Genomic DNA, 16,398 nt, shown 5'->3' on the forward strand with positions numbered 1-16,398 from the left:
GAATCGTGGTGAGCGCTACTTCCGAATCAATTTCCGCCATCTCCGCCGCCGAGCTGCCGCGGGTACGCGTCGATCTGTGGCCGATCTGGCTGCTGCTTGGCGCCATGGCCGTCGCGCTGCCGGTAATCGGCAGTTTCCCGTCATGGGTCACTCTGACGGTTGCCGGCCTGGCCATGGGCATGATGATTTTTCTGATGGCCAGCGGCATGACCCTGGTATTTGGCCTGATGGATGTGCTTAATCTGGGCCACGGAGCCTTTGTTTCGATCGGTGCCTTCGTCGGCACGCTGGTGCTGTTTCCGATGCGCGCATGGCTGCAGGCTGACTCTGTCCTGCTCAACCTCGGCGTCCTGCTGGCGGCGCTGGTGGTCGCCATGCTCGTTACCGGCGTGCTGGGACTGGTGTTCGAAAGAATCGTCATCCGGCCGGTCTACGGCCTGCACCTGAAACAGATCCTGATCACCATGGGCGGCATGATCGTGGCCGAGCAGATGATCCTGGTGCTGTGGGGACCGCAGAACGTGACCATGCCGCAACTCAAGGCATTTGTCGGCACTTACGTAGTGGGGGGCGTCGCCATAGAGAAGTTCCGTCTCATCATCGTCGTGCTAGGTCTGCTGGTATTCGCGGCGATGTATGCAGTACTGAACCGCACCAAGGCCGGGCTGCTTATTCGCGCCGGGGTGGAAAACCGGGAAATGGTAGAAGCACTTGGTTATCGCGTGCGCCATCTGTTCGTCGGCGTGTTCATGGTCGGCTCCGCACTGGCCGGCATGGGCGGCCTGATGTGGGGCCTTTACCAGATTACGGTCACCTCAGCGATGGGATCGGAGGTGCTGGTGCGTGTCCTGATCGTCATCGTCATTGGCGGCATGGGATCGGTCGGAGGCTGTTTCATCGGTGCGCTCGCGCTGGCCTTGGTAACCAACTACGTCGGCTTTCTGGCACCTACCTGGGCGCCCCTCACCGACATCCTCCTGATGGTCGCCATCATCATGTGGCGCCCGCGGGGACTCTATCCCGTTGCCAAGCGATAGGACAAGCCATGCTCAACAACCTGCTTTCCGGGGACTTCCCCCGCAGCCGCATCCTTTCGGTGATCTTGGTTGCCATTGTGGTCGGACTGACGGTGCTGCCGTTCGTGGTCAACGGTGTGCGTCCACTCAACACGGCCGCCACGATCTGCATTTTCATCCTGCTGGTGGCGTCCTACGACCTGGTGCTCGGCTACACCGGCATCGTGTCTTTCGCGCATGGCATGTTCTATGCGATCGGCGCGTACGGCATCGCCATCTCGCTCAATGCGCTCGGCTCGGGCTGGGGCGCGGTGTTGATTGGGTTGGTCGCCGGGCTGGCAGTGTCAGTCATCCTGGCGCTGGCCATCGGCGCCTTCGCCCTGCGAGTGCAAGCCATTTACTACACCATGATCACGCTTGCCGTGGCCAGCGCCTTTTCGGTCATGGTGATCAAGCTCTCTGGCATTACGGGGGGGGAGGACGGACATGGCTTCGAAGTACCGGAAGTGCTGAGCCCGGGGTTCCGCCTGGTGGAAGAAGAAGTGTTGGGCGCGGTGATCAATGGCAGGCTGATTACCTACTATCTGATCCTGTTGACCGTGATCGCCTTGTTTCTGGTCATGCTGCGCATCGTGAATTCACCGTTCGGACGCGTGATTCAGGCGCTGCGCGAGAATCAGTTCCGGGCGGAGGCGATCGGCTATCGGGTGATGTTCTATCGCACGCTTGCCAACTGCATTGCCGCTGCCATCGCGACCTGCTCCGGTGCCCTGATGGCGTTGTGGTTGCATCACGTCGGCCCGCAAACCACAGTGAGCTTCGCCATCATGATGAACATCCTGCTCATGAGCGTCATCGGGGGAATGGGCACGCTGTACGGCGCGGTAGTCGGCGCTACGCTGTTCGTGGTGGCGGAAAACTACCTGCAGATTGGCATGAAACAGGTCAGCTCATCCCTCGAAGGAATACCCGTTCTGGAAAACCTATTCCATCCCGATCGCTGGATGCTGTGGCTGGGCGTGCTGTTCGTGCTGTCAGTTTATTTTTTCCCGACCGGCATCGTGGGCAAGCTGCGCGAGAGGCGGGCTGCAACCAACGAAAAAGCGAAGGTAGCGGAGCAGGTGGTCAGGACCGAAACCTCTTCATCGAGTTCTTTACCGGCTGCCTGAAATAGCCGCAGTAATGGCCACACAGTTTCCCCAACATGAGCAATAGCTCCACGAACCTAGTGTTGGGCGGGCTTGATGTCGCGCGACGCTCGCCCTTGAATCTTTAGCAGGAACCTTCGATGGCAAGGCAATTCACCGATGCACACCTGGCCGACATTGCGCGGCCGTTCGAGGAACACGCAATTGAGGCGCTGGCGGCGGGCGATATCGTGCGGGCGCGGGAGTTGCTCGGTCAGATGGAGCAGGGACAGGCGGGTCTGGACGCACTCTCTGCCCATACGCTGGCGCGCAAGGTCGGCAAGTTGCGCCAGGATTTCGGCGAAGAAAAAACACGCGACGCGTTGCGCCGCATCGGTTCCTGTCTGATGCAGACCTGGGTGCGCCAGTTTCAGGCAGGCGAAGAGAAAGCCGCGATCACCGATCTGATCGCGGTCTACAAGCATCAGGGCGGCGCCAGGCTCAACGCAACGGAAACGGCGGAAGAGGTGGTGGTCGACCTTGCGCCCTGCGGTAGCGGCGGCCGGCTGGAGAGGCAGGGCACTACCGTCAAGTATCCCGCCTGGTACGCAGGCTGGAGCGATGGCGTTTCCGGATTCTGCCAGCTGTGCAAGTCATGCCAGCATGCGTTAAACGATGAGCTGGGCGCGCCGGTGTGGACCACCGAAAAGGGTGAAGACGGACATTGCCGGATGCACATCCAAAAGCAGGGCAGAGAACAGTTGTTCGCCTCGGATGAATTGGCTGACCTGTCCAGGACGCTGGTGCGGCGTATCGAACAAGCGCTGGATGCGGGCAACACCGATGTCGAACCACTGTTGCGCGGTCAGCGCAAGGACTGGAAGCCATGGCACGATTTCGGTGTCGTATGCCTGGAATACTTTTACAACGTCGCGCTTGAACTCGGCGGCCCGGACTATCTGGATGAGCTCCTGGCCCAGACTTATGAGCCGGCGTTCGTCGCGGGCTTTTCCCGTTACGAAGCAATGGGCGACGAAGAACTGGTGCGCGAAATCGCACGCACCTGGAACTACCACTGCGCCGACTTCACCATCCATGAGGAAGACGACCGCTTCGTCTTCCGGCTAGATCCCTGCGGCAGCGGCGGGCGCCTGCTGCGCGGTGAAATGTGGCGTGACATGTTCCATTACGGCGAACCGCTGGCGGCAAAGATGGAATCGCCGCACAACATCAACTTCAACCGCCGTGACGCGCCAACCTATTGCACCCACTGCGCGGCATCGAATCGGGCCCAGCTCAAGGGCGGGCCGCTTTTTTTCATGATCGACGGGCACGCGCAGATGCAGCCCGGCCAGGCTTGCCGGCAGTTTTCATACAAGAAGGCCGCGCAGCGCCGTTGCGACCCGGCCCTGCGCGAGCAGGTCGGCATGAGCAACGCAGGAGCGGGCGCGCACCCACCATCACAAGGAGTCCACGATGCAGAAAAAGAATCCCTTTGACCTGACCGGAAAGGTCGCGCTGGTCACCGGCTCGACGATGGGCATTGGCGAGGGCACCGCCCGCGTGCTGGCCGAACAGGGCGCCGAGGTCATCATCAGCAGCCGCAAGCAGGACCAGTGCGATCAGGTGGCGGCAAGCTTTCGCGAGCAGGGTCTGAAAGCGGAAGGCAAGGCTTGCCACATCGGCCGCATGGAGGATATCAGCGCCATGTACAGCCATATCGGCGAGCACTACGGCAGGCTCGACATCCTGGTGAACAACGCGGTGCTGAGCCCGTGGCGCACGATTGAAGACACGGACGTCGGCCTGTTCGACAAGACGGTGGAGGTGTCGCTGCGCGGCTACTGGTTCATGTCGGCCGAAGCCGCCAAGCTGATGAAGACCCACGGCGGCGGCAGCATGGTCAACATTGCGTCGGTGGCGGCGCTCCACCCTGACCGCATGCTCAGCCTGTATTCGACGCTGAAGACCGCGCTGATCGGCATGAGCCGTTCGTTCGCGCTGGAATACGGGCGTGACAACATCCGGGCCAACACCATCCTCCCGGGCGTGTTTCCGACCAAACTTGCCGACGCCTTTGACGAGCAGACGCAGAGGAAGATACTCGACAAGACAGCGCTTGGACGGCTCGGCAAGGTAGAGGAAATCGGCTATGCGGTGACCTACCTGTGTTCGGACGCCGGGGCCTATGTCACCGGGAACAACCTTGTGGTCGACGGTGGCATGACCGTCGGCCTGATGTAGTCATGCGGTTCCACGGAAAAGTGGCGCTTGTAACGGGTGCCGGCGGCGGGATCGGTCGCGCCATCGCACGGCGGCTGGCAGTCGAAGGCGCTCACCTTGTGCTTCTGGATGTCAATGATACCGTCGACGAGACGGCCGGTACCCTTGCCGGTACCGGCGTGCAGACGCTCGCACTGCGCGTGGACGTGTCCGACTTTGTCCAGGTGCGTGATGCCCTCGCCACTGCCACTGCCCGACTCGGTGCGATCGACTGCCTGATTAATAACGCAGGCCTGACTGCCACCATCGCGCCGCTGGAGCGCGTGGAAGACGAGCAGTGGGCGCGCGAGATCGGCGTCAATCTCACCGCACCATTCAACTTGATCCGGGCGGTGCTGCCCGGAATGGCGGCGCGTGGCTGGGGCCGCATCGTGAACATTTCTTCCGCTGCCGCCCGCGGCGGCCTGTATCGCCAGGGAGGCTATTCGGCGTCCAAGTCCGGTCTACTGGGACTTACGCGGAACGTGACCCTGGAATACGCTGCCAGCGGCATCACCTGCAATGCCGTCCTGCCCGGACTGATCGCCACTCCCGCAGTGGCCCGGCTGCCGCGCACCATCATGGATTACACAATGAGCATGACGCCAGCGCGCCGCCCCGGCACCGTCGATGAAATTGCCGCCGTCGTGGCCTTCCTGTGTAGCGAGGAGGCAGCTTATGTGAACGGCGCCGAGATAGATGTCGACGGTGGCTCGCGCCTGTGTCCGACCGTGTTAGGCAGCAGCCGTGAGGTGGAGCGCAGGCTTGCAATCGCCGCTGGACAGACCGGAGGTCAGCCATGACCGAGCAAGAACTTTCAGCCCTGCAGTCATGGATCGGGCGCAGCGAAACGGCGGTCGAAGTGCTCAGCCCGATCCCGGCCAGGTCGCTTGCGGCCACGCTCAGCCTGCCTGCGGCGCTGCACCCCAGCGATACCCTGCCACCACTCTGGCACTGGCTGTACTTCCCTAATAACACGCCCTCGGATCAGCTCGGCGGGGATGGTGCGCCGCGCGCCGGCGCGCTGATGCCCCCGATCCCGCTGGAGCAAGTGATGTGGGCCGGTGCCGAGTTCGAGTTCCTGCGGCCTTTGCGCATAGGGGTAGAAACGAGCAAGCGTTCGGCCATCGCCGAGATGCGCTTCAAGTCGGGCCGACGCGGCCCCATGGTATTCGTCACTTGGGAGCACCGCTACGAGCAGGACCGGCAGCCGGTGGTGATCGAGCGTTCGCATGCGGTGTTTCTCGGCGCGAGCGACGGCACGGCTGCCGTGCCTGATGCGCCCGTGTCCGCGGGCAAGCGGTCCTGGCTGGTCAATGAGGCGGTGTTGTTTCGTTACTCGGCGCTGACCTTCAATTCCCATCGCATTCACTACGACCTCGACTACGCGCGCAAGGTCGGTGGCTATCCGGGACTGGTCGTGCACGGCCCCTTGCAGGCGACGCTGCTGACGGAAAGCTATCGCGCCCGGCATCCGGAGCGCCCGCTTGCGCATGCGCGTTTTCGGGCACGCGCGCCGCTGTTCCTCGGTGCTCCGGTCACGGTCCACGTCGGCAGCCAGGAAGGTGACAACCTGACTTTGTGGACCGAAGCTAGTGCGGGTGGCATGGCAATGGAAGCCGTCTTCAGCAGCCGCCCGACGAGGAATACGCCTTGAGGCAGGACGAGATCCTCGCGCCGCGCCTAGGCGCGCTGGTCGGCCGGCTGATGCCTGAGGCCGACGGCATCCATGACTTGCGCGCCTTGCCAGGCGGGGCGAGCCAGGAAACCTGGTCGTTTGACGCGGCCACCAGCAATGGTCGCATTCCCCTGATCCTACGCCGTGCACCGCCGGGTTCCGCGCCGCCGGCAGAAGCAATCGGCCTGGAAACGGAAGCACGCCTGCTTGAACAGGTCGTTCGCTCCGGCGTACCGGTGCCGCGCGTGGCAGGCGTGCTGCTGCCCGAGGACGGGCTGGGAGAAGGCTACGTGATGTCGCGCATCGCGGGAGAGGCCAACTCGCGGCGCATCCTGCGCGACGACCGCTATGCGCAGGCCCGTACCTGCCTTGCCTGGCAATGCGGACAGGCGCTCGCCCGGATCCATGCCCTCGATCCTGCGCAATTGCCGCCGCTGCGGGCAAGCGGCGCACGCGAGGAGGTGGCGTATTACAGAAAGCGTCACGACACCGTGGGCGCGCCGCGGCCGGTGTTCGAACTTGCCTTGCAATGGCTGCAGCAACGCGTGCCGGAAAGCGCGGTGCGCAGCACGCTGGTCCACGGCGACTTCCGCAACGGCAACATCATGGTCGACGAGAAAGGGCTGTGCGGTGTGCTCGATTGGGAGATCGCCCACTTTGGTGATCCGATGGAAGACCTGGGCTGGATGTGCGTCAATTCCTGGCGCTACGGTCGGGAACTGCCGGTGGGTGGTTTCGGCACGCGGGAGGAGTTGTTCTCCGGCTATGAGTCGGCGGGCGGCATTGTCGACCAGGCGCGGGTGCGCTTCTGGGAGGTGCTGGGAACGCTGAAGTGGGGCGTCATCTGCGAATCGATGGCACTTTCGTACCAAAGCGGCGACGTGCGCACGGTTGAACGCGCCGCGGTCGGGCGCCGCGCCTCGGAGGCGGAGATCGATCTTTTGTGCCTGATCCGCGATGGAGGACAGTATGTCTGAACAACCCTCGGCACCGGAACTGATCCAGGCCGTTACCGACTTCCTGCGCAACGATGCGCTGCCTCGCCTTGAGGGGCTGACGGCCTTCCATGCTCGGGTCGCCATCAGCCTGCTTGAGATCGTCAGGCGAGAAATCGAACTGGGCTCGAAGGCGGATGCGCAGGAGCGTGCCAGCCTGCAGGACCTGCTTGGCAGCGAAGGTGGCCTGGACGCACTCAACCGCGAGCTGTGTGCGCGCATCGCGCGTGGTGAAGTCAATGCGCACACCCCGGGCCTGATGCCGCATTTGCTGCGCACCGGCCTGGCCAAACTCGCGGTGGACCAGCCAAGCTACTCGACATACCAGCGGCTACAACAACACAACCCGGAAGGAGGACAGTAATGCCTGTGGAAAATGGTGTATCGCACTGGATACCGGCCGCCGATGAGGCTGCTTTGTTGCAGGAGATGACGGTCGGCGACCTGCTCGACGAGGCAGCGCGCAGATGGCCGGACCAGGATGGCCTGGCCTATGTCGCATACGAGGACCGTGGACTCTCGCTGCGCTGGTCATTTGCCGAACTGCGCGAGCGCAGCCGCGTCGTTGCCCGGGCCCTGATGGCGTCGGGTATCGGCCCTGGCGACCGGGTGGCGCTATGGGCCACCAATCTGCCCGAATGGCTGCTGCTGGAATTCGGCGCGGCCTACTGCGGCGCGGTACTGGTGCCGATCAATCCCTTGCTGCGCAGCGGCGAAGTCGCCTACATCCTGCGCACTGCGGGCGCGTGCGCCTGTTTCGCCCTGCCGGAGAATCGCGGCGCGTCGCTGTGGACGATGCTTGACGAGGCCGCACGTGAAGCACCCTCACTGCGTTTGCGCGTGGCGATTGGCAATGCGCCGGACGACAACGGGATTGCCTGGACCGACTGGCTGGCCGGCGCCGCAACAGTAAGTGAAGAGGCCCTCGAGCAGCGCCGGATGGGCGTCTCGGCGCGCGACACCGTGCAGATACAGTTCACTTCGGGCACGACCGGCTTTCCGAAAGGTGCAGAGCTGACGCACCGGGGCGTGGTCAACGACGGCCGCCTGTTCGCACAGCGCGCGGCGCTTAGCGAGGGCAGCCGCTGGGTCAACCCGATGCCGCTGTTTCATTGCGGCGGCTGTGTCATCGCTACCCTGGGTGCACTGGCGTCCGGGACCACGCAATATCCCATAGTCACCTTCGAGCCGGACCGGGTGGCCCGTACCATCGCGCGCGAGCGCGTTAACGTGCTGAGTGCCGTGCCAACAATGCTGATTGCGCTGGAGGAAGCGGCCGACCGCGAAGGCCTGGACCTTGGCAGCCTGGAGCGCGTGATCACCGGTGGCTCCACCGTGCCAGTGGAACTGCTGCGCCATTGGCATGTGCGCTACGGCGCGCGCTGTTCGATCACCTATGGCCTGACCGAAGCCTCTCCAATCATCACCCAGAGCGCACCGTATGACCCGGAAGAATTGCAGATGGGCAGTTGCGGGCAACCACTTCCGGCGGCCGAAGTGGACTTGGTCGACGCCGGCGGAACCAGAGTCCCGCTGGGCCAGACAGGCGAGGTGCGCACGCGCGGCTGGCTAGTGATGAAGGGCTACTTCGGCAATGCGCAAGCTACGCGCGACGCACTGTCGGACGATGGCTGGCTGCGTACCGGCGACCTTGGACACATGGATGAGCGCGGCTACCTGTGGATCAGCGGCCGTGCCAAGGACATGATCATCCGTGGCGGGGAAAATATCTCGCCGCGCGAGATCGAGGAAGCCCTGCTGACGCTGGAAGAGATCACCGATGCCAATGTGGTCGGCGTGCCTGATCCCCGCTACGGTGAGGAAGTATGCGCATACGTACGCCTGAAACCGGGAGCGTCGCTGAACGCCGAACAGATGCGCGAACGCCTGCATGACCGCATCGCCCGTTACAAGATTCCCAGGTACCTGCGCGTGGTCGAGCAGTTTCCGCTCACGCCTTCGGGCAAGGTACAGAAGTTCAGGCTGCGTGAAATGTTCGCGGCCGAAGCAGCGCGTATCGACGCGGCACCAGCTACAAGCTGAAACACAAGGCGGCAACTGCCGCCGGACATGATTTGGAGAAAAGGACAGCACATGAAGATCAGGGACAAGGTGGTCGTCGTTACGGGCGGCGGGAACGGAATCGGCGCCGCCATGGCGCGCCGCTTCGCAGCCGAGGGTGCACGGGCAGTGGTGGTGGCCGATCTTGACGGCGAGGCCGCCAGCCGGGTGTCGGCGGAAATCGGCGGCATGGGGATTGCGGTCAATGTGGCAAGGGAGCAGGAACTCGCGGAACTGGTCGAGCGCGCGGTGGCGACCTATGGACACATTGACCTTTTCTGCTCCAACGCCGGGGTATCGATTGGCAAGGGGCTGGAATCATCCGATGCCGACTGGGAAAAGGCGTGGTCGGTCAATCTGATGGCGCATGTGTATGCGGCGCGGGCGGTGGTCCCGCACATGCTCGAACGCGGCGAAGGCTATTTGCTGCAAACCGCTTCGGCAGCCGGTCTGCTGTCGATTTCCGATGCCTCCTATGCCGTCACGAAACACGGCGCGGTGGCGTTTGCGGAATGGCTGTCGATCACCTACGGCGATCGTGGCATCAAGGTCAGCTGCTTCTGCCCGATGGGCGTGCGCACCAATATGCTGCTTGGCAGCGTGAGCGAGGTCGACCAGCCCGCGCTGCTCGCCGCCGCGGTCGAGCCGGAGGAAGCCGCTGAAGCAATCGTCCAGGGAATCGATGCGGAACGTTTCCTGATCCTGACGCATCCCGATGTGCTCGAATACATGCGCCGCAAGGGCGCGGACTATGACCGCTGGCTCAAGGGCATGCGGCGCTACCAGCAGCAACAGCCATCGACAAAGTCCTGACCGAGGAGAACACAATGGATTTTCAGCACAGCAGCAAGGTGCGCAGCCTGCAGGACAAGCTGGGCGCATTCATGGAGCAGCATATCTACCCGGCCGAACTGGCCTATTACGATCAGGTGTTTTCCGGCGACCGATACGACACCGTTGCACTGATGGAAGAACTGAAGGTCAAGGCGCGCGAGGCAGGACTATGGAACCTGTTCCTGCCCGGCGATCATGGCGCGGGCCTTAGCAACCTAGAGTACGCGCCTTTAGCTGAAATCATGGGCCGCGTCGAATGGGCGTCCGAAGTGTTCAACTGCTCGGCGCCGGACACCGGCAACATGGAAATCCTCACGCTCTTCGGCAATGCCGAGCAGAAAAAAACCTGGCTGGAGCCGCTGCTCAACGGCCATATCCGCTCCGCGTTCTCGATGACCGAGCCGGAAGTCGCATCAAGTGACGCGACCAACATACGCTGCGAGATACGGCGCGACGGCGACGAGTATGTGATCAACGGCCGCAAATGGTTCACCTCGGGTGCACTCAACAAGCGCTGCAAGGTGCTGATTGTCATGGGCAAGACCGATCCCGACAATCCCGACGTGCACAAGCAGCAGTCGATGATCCTGGTGCCAAAGGACACCCCGGGCGTAAAGATCGTGCGCGACATCACGGCGTTCGGCTATGACGATGCGCCGCTCGGCCATCCGGAGATCGTGTATGACGACGTCCGTGTTCCCGCGTCCAATATTCTGTTGGGCGAAGGGCGCGGCTTCGAGATTGCCCAGGGGCGGCTGGGGCCGGGGCGCATCCATCACTGCATGCGCCTGATTGGCGTCGCGCAGCGCGCGCTCGAAAGCATGTGCGCACGCGCCGAGTCGCGCGTGGCATTCGGCCGCAGACTGTCGGAACAGGGATCGGTGCGCGAAGACATCGCGCATTCCTGGTGTGAGCTGGAGCAGGCGCGCTTGCTGACACTACAGGCGGCGGACAAGATGGACCGCGAGGGCAACAAGGCGGCCAAGGATCTGATCGCCGCCGCCAAGATCGTCGTGCCTAGCATGGCCGCGCGCGTGATCGACCGCGCCATCCAGGTCCATGGCGGCATGGGTGTGTCGCAAGACACCTTCCTTCCAAAAGCCTATGTGTACGCGCGCTTCATCCGTATCGGCGACGGGCCCGATCAGGTGCACCTGGCGGCGGTGGCAAAGCAGTTGGTCAAGCAGTACGGGGTTGCAGCAGGAGCACGGCAATGAAGGCCGTACTGTGCAAGCAATATGGTCCGCCCGAGGCGCTGGTGCTGGAAGACGTCCCGTCCTTGCAGCCGGGGCCGGGCCAGGTCGTGATCTCGGTGCGTGCCACCGGCGTTAACTTCCCGGATACTTTAATCATCGAGAACCGCTACCAGCTCAAGCCCGATCTGCCGTTTTCTCCCGGTGCCGAGGTGGCCGGTATCGTGCAGGCGGTGGGTGAGGGTGTACGCGCCTTTCGGCCCGGCGACCGGGTGGTCGCGGTGCCGGGCTACGGCGGCTATGCCGAGCAGACGCTGGCGCGGGAGGAGGACACGTTTCCGCTTCCGGAGGGCATCGACTTTGCCGATGCGGCGGCATTCCTGATCGCTTATGGAACCACCCATTACGCGCTGCAGGTGCGCGCAGTCCTTCGGCCGGGTGAGACCCTGCTGGTGCTCGGTGCCGCCGGCGGCACCGGCCTGTCGGCGGTTGAGATGGGCAAACTGCTCGGCGCACGCGTCATCGCGGCTGCGTCCAGCGACGACAAGCTCGCCCTGTGCCGGGAACGCGGCGCTGATGAGGTCATCAATTACAGCCGGGAAGACCTGCGCCAGCGCATCAAGGATCTCACTGGCGGACGTGGGGTCGACGTCGTCTACGACCCGGTGGGAGGAAGCTACAGCGAAGCCGCGCTGCGCAGCATGGCCTGGAATGGTCGCTTTCTGGTCATCGGCTTTACTGCAGGTGAAATTCCCAAGATCGCGCTCAATCTCACGCTGCTCAAGGGCTGTTCAATTGTCGGAGTATGGTGGGGCGGCTTCCTGCGCAGCGAACCGGAACGCGCGGCGGCGCTAACGCGGGAACTGGTTGGATGGTTTAGGCAAGGGAAGGTGCGCCCCTACATCTCGAAACGCTATCCGCTGGAACAGGCAGCGCAAGCGTTGGCCGAGGTTGCGGCGCGCAAGGCGACCGGCAAGATCGTACTGCTGCCCGGTTCGGTACAGAGTGGATGACATGTCGCTTTCATGCAGGCTATGCGAGCTTCTTTCCGGCATAGGCAGCCCGGCAGAGTTGCCGGGTGATGCGAATAGTAAAAGCATGTGACACGTGACTACGTCCTAATCCAATTCCAAGTCAGGCTCATTGTGCTTATCACGAAACGCCAACCCGCCTGCGGCCCAAGTCGCGCCCAGACAGAACAGAAGTACGGAAAAGAAAGCAATTCCTGACCATCCAGACTGAAACCATCGCATCAAGAAAGAAGCCAACCAAACTGCAAAGGCAACAAACACGTTGCCCGATAGCAGAAAGGCATGACTACGCCATCGTTTTGCAATTGTGAGGTGGGCGATGGCCAAAACGGCAAAAGGGCTAGCAATCAACGCGCCACCCAGCAAATACGAGACTGGATCGCTGCGCCAGCTGACTGAAGTAAGGTTCCAGGCGACAGCTGCAATGAAGAACAGCGAGGGAACAATGGCAAATATCTTGGATTTCATTTCCGTTGATGCTTAACGTCAGGTCTACCGGCGAGCCTGTTCGTCGGTGTCGAACAACAAGTTATGACCAAATAAAATGCTATTTTCTATTTTCAGCTCTTAGACCGCTGCTCCATGTATTTCTTCTTTCAACTGCCGAATAAGCAACTGAGTAAGCTTAGCCATCGTAATAACCATTAACCTCTCGTCGGACGAAACTCGTTCTTCCCATCCATACGCAGTCCCGTTTTCCAGCGCAGTCTTCCATTTCTCATGATATTCCCCTACGTCCGGTGGATAGATTTTCCAGTCAATTTCAAAATCTCTCAGCATTAACGCCTTTAAGAGGTCGTCACAAGTTCTCTGCGCGCGACCAGAACCATGCAGCCGGAACAGGTTCAGGTCAGCGCTTAACTGCAAATACAGGTCGTGGGTACCTTGCTTTTTAAGAAGGTCTGCAATTCGGTCTTCGAAAGCCTGAATTTCCCCATCAGTAGCTATATGGTCAGCCATTTGGCCAATATTCAGAATCTGACTGATAGCCTGTGCGTTGTTAAGATTTGTTTTGTCAAGGAGCGAACTGTATGCTGCGACACGGTATTCGAGTTGCTTTTGTGCGATTGCATGTCGAGCTTGGAAAGCCGAAGTAAAGTAGCCTCCGATTACGGCGAACAAACCCGCTAACACCGCTGTTAAGACGGCCATGGCATATGGATTCGGCGCCGGGCTTTGCGGTTCAACTAGAGACTCCTTACGCTTCGCGGCTGCTTTTTTCATTTACCACCATACCTAATTACTTATGCGGGCACCAAACTTCCGGCATGTACGGACAGGTCCCGTTTCCAAGTTGTTGGTTTGAAAAGCGACGTTCAACATATCCCTAATTATACGGACAGCGCTTATATGGACTCCATGGGAAATTTCAGAATCATCTCTTTGTTACTTCGCCGAGTACAGGAACCGTCGCTTTTCACATTCTGTGACAGTAATTCTCCTCACACCTGGCACAGTTTTCAATCTTCGTGGCATTCCATAAAGTGACGCCGGTAGACAGAGTAAGCGCAGGTACGGGGCATACATCACGGTGGTACGCGGTCTTGTCTAGCCTGCGTGCAGCGTAGCCATTTGACGCAAGACCGCGCTCATTCCGGGAGGTATGCTGGCTGCGACCATTAGAAGGAGTGAAATTTGTCCGATCCCGTGCTGTGCGACCTGCGCAACGGCGTTGCCATCATTACGCTGAACCGTCCTGATGCCGGCAATGCCATTGACGAGGCCTTTGGTATCGCGTTTGCCGCAGTCGTCGACAAGCTCGCGGTACGAGATGGTGTGCGCGCGGTGTTGCTCACCGGCAGCGGCAGAATGTTTTGTGTCGGCGGCGATATCGCCGAAATGCTGCAAACCACCGACCTGCCCGCGCAGATGCAGGCGGGCATACCCCGGCTGCATGCAGCTGTGTCGCAACTGGCGGAGCTTCCCTGTCCTGTCATCACCGCGCTCAACGGCCCGGTCGGCGGCGGAGGTATTGGACTTGCGCTGTGCGGGGACATCGTGCTGGCGGCGCAATCAATGAAGCTGCGCGGCGGGTACTCCGCTATCGGCCTGTCGCCGGACCTCGGTGCATCGTGGCAACTGGCGCGTCGCGCGGGGGCCGCCCAGGCCAAGCGCATCCTTTTCCTCAACCAGCCCGTCAGCGCCGAGGAATGCCTCGCGTTCGGACTGGTTGACGCGGTTCATCCCGACGAACGGCTGGCCGAGGAGGCGCATGCACTGGCGGCTCGGCTGGCCGCTGGTGCCACTGCGTCCTTCGGACGCATCAAGCAGCTGGTCGACTGTGCCGTTACGCGCAGCCTGCAGGAGCAGCTGGCACTCGAAGAACGTTATATGATCGCCAGCGCCGGCAGTCAGGATGGCCGCGAAGGTGTGCGCGCCTTCATGGAAAAACGCAGCCCGGTATTCCGTGGCTACTGAACACGAGAGCATCAGGAGACAGGATGAAAGACCTTTGCGCAGATCTGCAGGCTGAGTACGATGCACTTGCCGCGCTGTGCGCCACGCTGAGTCCGGAGCAGTGGCAGCGCAGGACGCAATTCTATGGCTGGACGCCATGGGATGAGATTGCCCACCTCTGCTACTTCGACGAGACTGGCCTGTTCGCAGCGACCGATGCCGAAGCTTTCGCCGCCGATACCAGGAAGCTGATGGCCGAACAGGAAAGCGGAAAGGAAATCAGCCAGATCGCCCGTGAACGCTTTGGCCACCTTGACGGCGCACAGCTGCTGCAGGTCTGGCGCGAGCGTTACCAAGCGCTGGTGGCGGCACTGGCTGAACTCGATCCGAAGGCACGCCTGCCGTGGTACGGCCCGACCATGAGCGCGCGTTCCTTCGCGACCGCGCGCCTGATGGAGACCTGGGCGCACGGCCAGGATGTCTATGACAGCGTGCCGGCGCGCCGTCCGCTCAACGGCCGCCTGCGTCATATAGCCCATATCGGTGCTACCACCTTTGGCTGGTCCTTCGTCAACCGCAAGTTGCCGGTGCCCCCGGTTGCGCCGTACATTGTGCTGCAGACGCCAGACAGGGGGGCGTGGACATGGAACGCTCCCTCCGACACCGACTATGTGCGCGGCAGCGCGGAGGACTTCTGCCTGGTGGTCACGCAGCGGCGCAACGTGCGCGATACCGGTCTCGAATACGCGGGAGCCGGCGCCGAATGGCTGCCGATTGCCCAGTGTTTCGCCGGCCCCCCGGCCGATGGGCCGGCGCCGGGAGTGCGCGCGGTCCGTTATTGAGACTGCTGAGCGTGTTGGACACGGTCACTCCCGCGCAGGCCGACATCAGCCTGCCGCTGACGTTGGAACACAGCAAAGAAATCGACGCAATGTTGTTCCCCTTGCGCGAGCGTATGGGGAGCGCCTGCCTGTCGGAGTTTGCATTTTCCAACCTCTATCTCTTCCGCCGCGCCCACGTCTATCGTTTCCTGCGCGGCCCCTGGCCCTGTATAGCCGGCGTCACCTATGACGGCGTGCGCCACCTGATGCCGCTGTTCGACCTCAACGCGGCACCGGTCTCCGTTCTTCAAGACTTGCTACGCGAGCATGACTGCTTCTTTCCCGTTCCGACGTCTACCGCAGACACGCTCGACCCATCGCTGTTCAGCGTCACGCAGTGCGATGACGACGCCGACTACCTGTATGCGGCACAGAATTTCCGTGACTATCGCGGCGAGCTCCTGCGCAAGAAGCGCCAGCTGATGCAGCAGTTGCTGCGCCAATGGCAGGTCACCACGCATCCCCTCGGCACTGATCGCATTGGCGACGCCGAGTCGCTGCTCGAAGCCTGGATGCACGACAAGGAAAAAGCGCAGGGGGAGGGCGACGAATCGGCATGCCGCGAGGCACTGCAGCTGATCGACCGCTTCGGCTTCGACGCTCGCATCTACTATGCCGACGGCGATCCGGCCGGATTCATCATCGCGCAACGGCTCAATGCAGGCACCGCCGCGATGCGCTTTGCCAAGGGAAGCGACCGCTACAAGGGCATCTACCAGTACATGTTCCACCACTACTGCATGCAGGCGCAGGATATTGCGTGGATCAACTTCGAACAGGACATCGGCCTGCCCAACTTCCGTCAGACCAAGCGTTCCTATCAGCCTCATGCAATGCTGCAGAAATGCCGGGTTGCATTGCGTGCGTAAGCAGCCGAAAAAGTCTTCATCCTTCAGGACTCTTCCGGTTCTGAAACAGGTCTC

General features: G+C 61.8%; 17 protein-coding genes. 15 read left to right on the forward strand and 2 right to left on the reverse strand.

From position 1 onward, the window contains the following. The first annotated feature begins 8 nt into the window (after positions 1–8). The 12 genes from ACFQUU_RS23635 (at position 9) to ACFQUU_RS23690 (ending at position 12,179) form a co-directional block, all read left to right on the forward strand. Entirely contained in the window at positions 9–1,037 is a 1,029-nt protein-coding gene (locus ACFQUU_RS23635; RefSeq protein WP_382250575.1) for a branched-chain amino acid ABC transporter permease, read from the forward strand. 8 nt (positions 1,038–1,045) lie between these two features. Continuing rightward, positions 1,046–2,185 carry a branched-chain amino acid ABC transporter permease gene (locus ACFQUU_RS23640; protein WP_382250576.1) on the forward strand — a complete coding sequence of 380 codons (1,140 nt, stop codon included), beginning with the start codon at positions 1,046–1,048 and terminating at the stop codon, positions 2,183–2,185. A 119-nt stretch (positions 2,186–2,304) separates the two neighbouring features. Further along, positions 2,305–3,642, forward strand: a complete 1,338-nt coding sequence (locus ACFQUU_RS23645; RefSeq protein WP_382250577.1) for a hypothetical protein — start codon at positions 2,305–2,307, stop codon at positions 3,640–3,642. Then, positions 3,620–4,387 (forward strand): glucose 1-dehydrogenase, encoded by a 768-nt coding sequence (locus tag ACFQUU_RS23650; protein ID WP_382250578.1) that lies wholly within the window; start codon positions 3,620–3,622, stop codon positions 4,385–4,387. The genes ACFQUU_RS23645 and ACFQUU_RS23650 overlap by 23 nt, the downstream gene beginning before the upstream one ends. Positions 4,388–4,389: 2 nt before the next feature. Further along, complete coding sequence (locus tag ACFQUU_RS23655; RefSeq protein WP_382250579.1) at positions 4,390–5,208, forward strand: SDR family NAD(P)-dependent oxidoreductase; 819 nt, start codon at positions 4,390–4,392, stop codon at positions 5,206–5,208. Continuing rightward, positions 5,205–6,062: a MaoC family dehydratase N-terminal domain-containing protein gene (locus ACFQUU_RS23660; protein ID WP_382250580.1), complete on the forward strand. Its 858-nt coding sequence runs from the start codon at positions 5,205–5,207 to the stop codon at positions 6,060–6,062. The genes ACFQUU_RS23655 and ACFQUU_RS23660 overlap by 4 nt, the downstream gene beginning before the upstream one ends. After that, entirely contained in the window at positions 6,059–7,060 is a 1,002-nt protein-coding gene (locus ACFQUU_RS23665) for a phosphotransferase family protein (RefSeq protein WP_382250581.1), read from the forward strand. The genes ACFQUU_RS23660 and ACFQUU_RS23665 overlap by 4 nt, the downstream gene beginning before the upstream one ends. Continuing rightward, positions 7,053–7,442: a DUF6285 domain-containing protein gene (locus ACFQUU_RS23670; protein ID WP_382250582.1), complete on the forward strand. Its 390-nt coding sequence runs from the start codon at positions 7,053–7,055 to the stop codon at positions 7,440–7,442. Before ACFQUU_RS23665 ends, ACFQUU_RS23670 begins: the two co-directional genes overlap by 8 nt. Beyond that, positions 7,442–9,121 carry an AMP-binding protein gene (locus ACFQUU_RS23675; RefSeq protein ID WP_382250583.1) on the forward strand — a complete coding sequence of 560 codons (1,680 nt, stop codon included), beginning with the start codon at positions 7,442–7,444 and terminating at the stop codon, positions 9,119–9,121. The genes ACFQUU_RS23670 and ACFQUU_RS23675 overlap by 1 nt, the downstream gene beginning before the upstream one ends. Positions 9,122–9,172: 51 nt before the next feature. Beyond that, on the forward strand, positions 9,173–9,952 hold the full coding sequence (locus ACFQUU_RS23680; protein ID WP_382250584.1) for an SDR family oxidoreductase: 780 nt from the start codon (positions 9,173–9,175) through the stop codon (positions 9,950–9,952). Between the two features lie 14 nt (positions 9,953–9,966). Then, positions 9,967–11,190, forward strand: coding sequence for an acyl-CoA dehydrogenase family protein (locus ACFQUU_RS23685; protein WP_382250585.1), 1,224 nt, complete (start codon positions 9,967–9,969; stop codon positions 11,188–11,190). Continuing rightward, positions 11,187–12,179: an NADPH:quinone oxidoreductase family protein gene (locus ACFQUU_RS23690; protein WP_382250586.1), complete on the forward strand. Its 993-nt coding sequence runs from the start codon at positions 11,187–11,189 to the stop codon at positions 12,177–12,179. Before ACFQUU_RS23685 ends, ACFQUU_RS23690 begins: the two co-directional genes overlap by 4 nt. 105 nt (positions 12,180–12,284) lie before the next feature. Here the strand turns inward: ACFQUU_RS23690 and ACFQUU_RS23695 are convergent, their stop codons facing one another. After that, a complete protein-coding gene (locus ACFQUU_RS23695; protein WP_382250587.1) occupies positions 12,285–12,665 on the reverse strand; it encodes a hypothetical protein in 381 nt (126 codons plus the stop codon). Between the two features lie 99 nt (positions 12,666–12,764). Then, entirely contained in the window at positions 12,765–13,421 is a 657-nt protein-coding gene (locus ACFQUU_RS23700; RefSeq protein ID WP_382250588.1) for a hypothetical protein, read from the reverse strand. Positions 13,422–13,832: 411 nt separating this feature from the next. Between ACFQUU_RS23700 and ACFQUU_RS23705 the strand changes: the two genes are divergently transcribed. From ACFQUU_RS23705 to ACFQUU_RS23715, 3 genes are read left to right on the forward strand one after another with little or no spacing between them, the layout of a single operon-like run. Beyond that, positions 13,833–14,615: an enoyl-CoA hydratase-related protein gene (locus ACFQUU_RS23705; protein WP_382250589.1), complete on the forward strand. Its 783-nt coding sequence runs from the start codon at positions 13,833–13,835 to the stop codon at positions 14,613–14,615. Between the two features lie 23 nt (positions 14,616–14,638). Then, positions 14,639–15,436: a TIGR03084 family metal-binding protein gene (locus ACFQUU_RS23710; RefSeq protein ID WP_382250590.1), complete on the forward strand. Its 798-nt coding sequence runs from the start codon at positions 14,639–14,641 to the stop codon at positions 15,434–15,436. 11 nt (positions 15,437–15,447) lie between these two features. Continuing rightward, the gene (locus ACFQUU_RS23715) at positions 15,448–16,344 is read left to right on the forward strand and encodes a phosphatidylglycerol lysyltransferase domain-containing protein (RefSeq protein ID WP_382250591.1); all 897 of its coding nucleotides are present in this window, start codon (positions 15,448–15,450) and stop codon (positions 16,342–16,344) included. The last annotated feature ends 54 nt before the right edge of the window (positions 16,345–16,398 follow it).

This window comes from Herbaspirillum sp. GCM10030257 (assembly GCF_042666555.1).
Classification (GTDB): Bacteria; Pseudomonadota; Gammaproteobacteria; order Burkholderiales; family Burkholderiaceae_D; genus Noviherbaspirillum.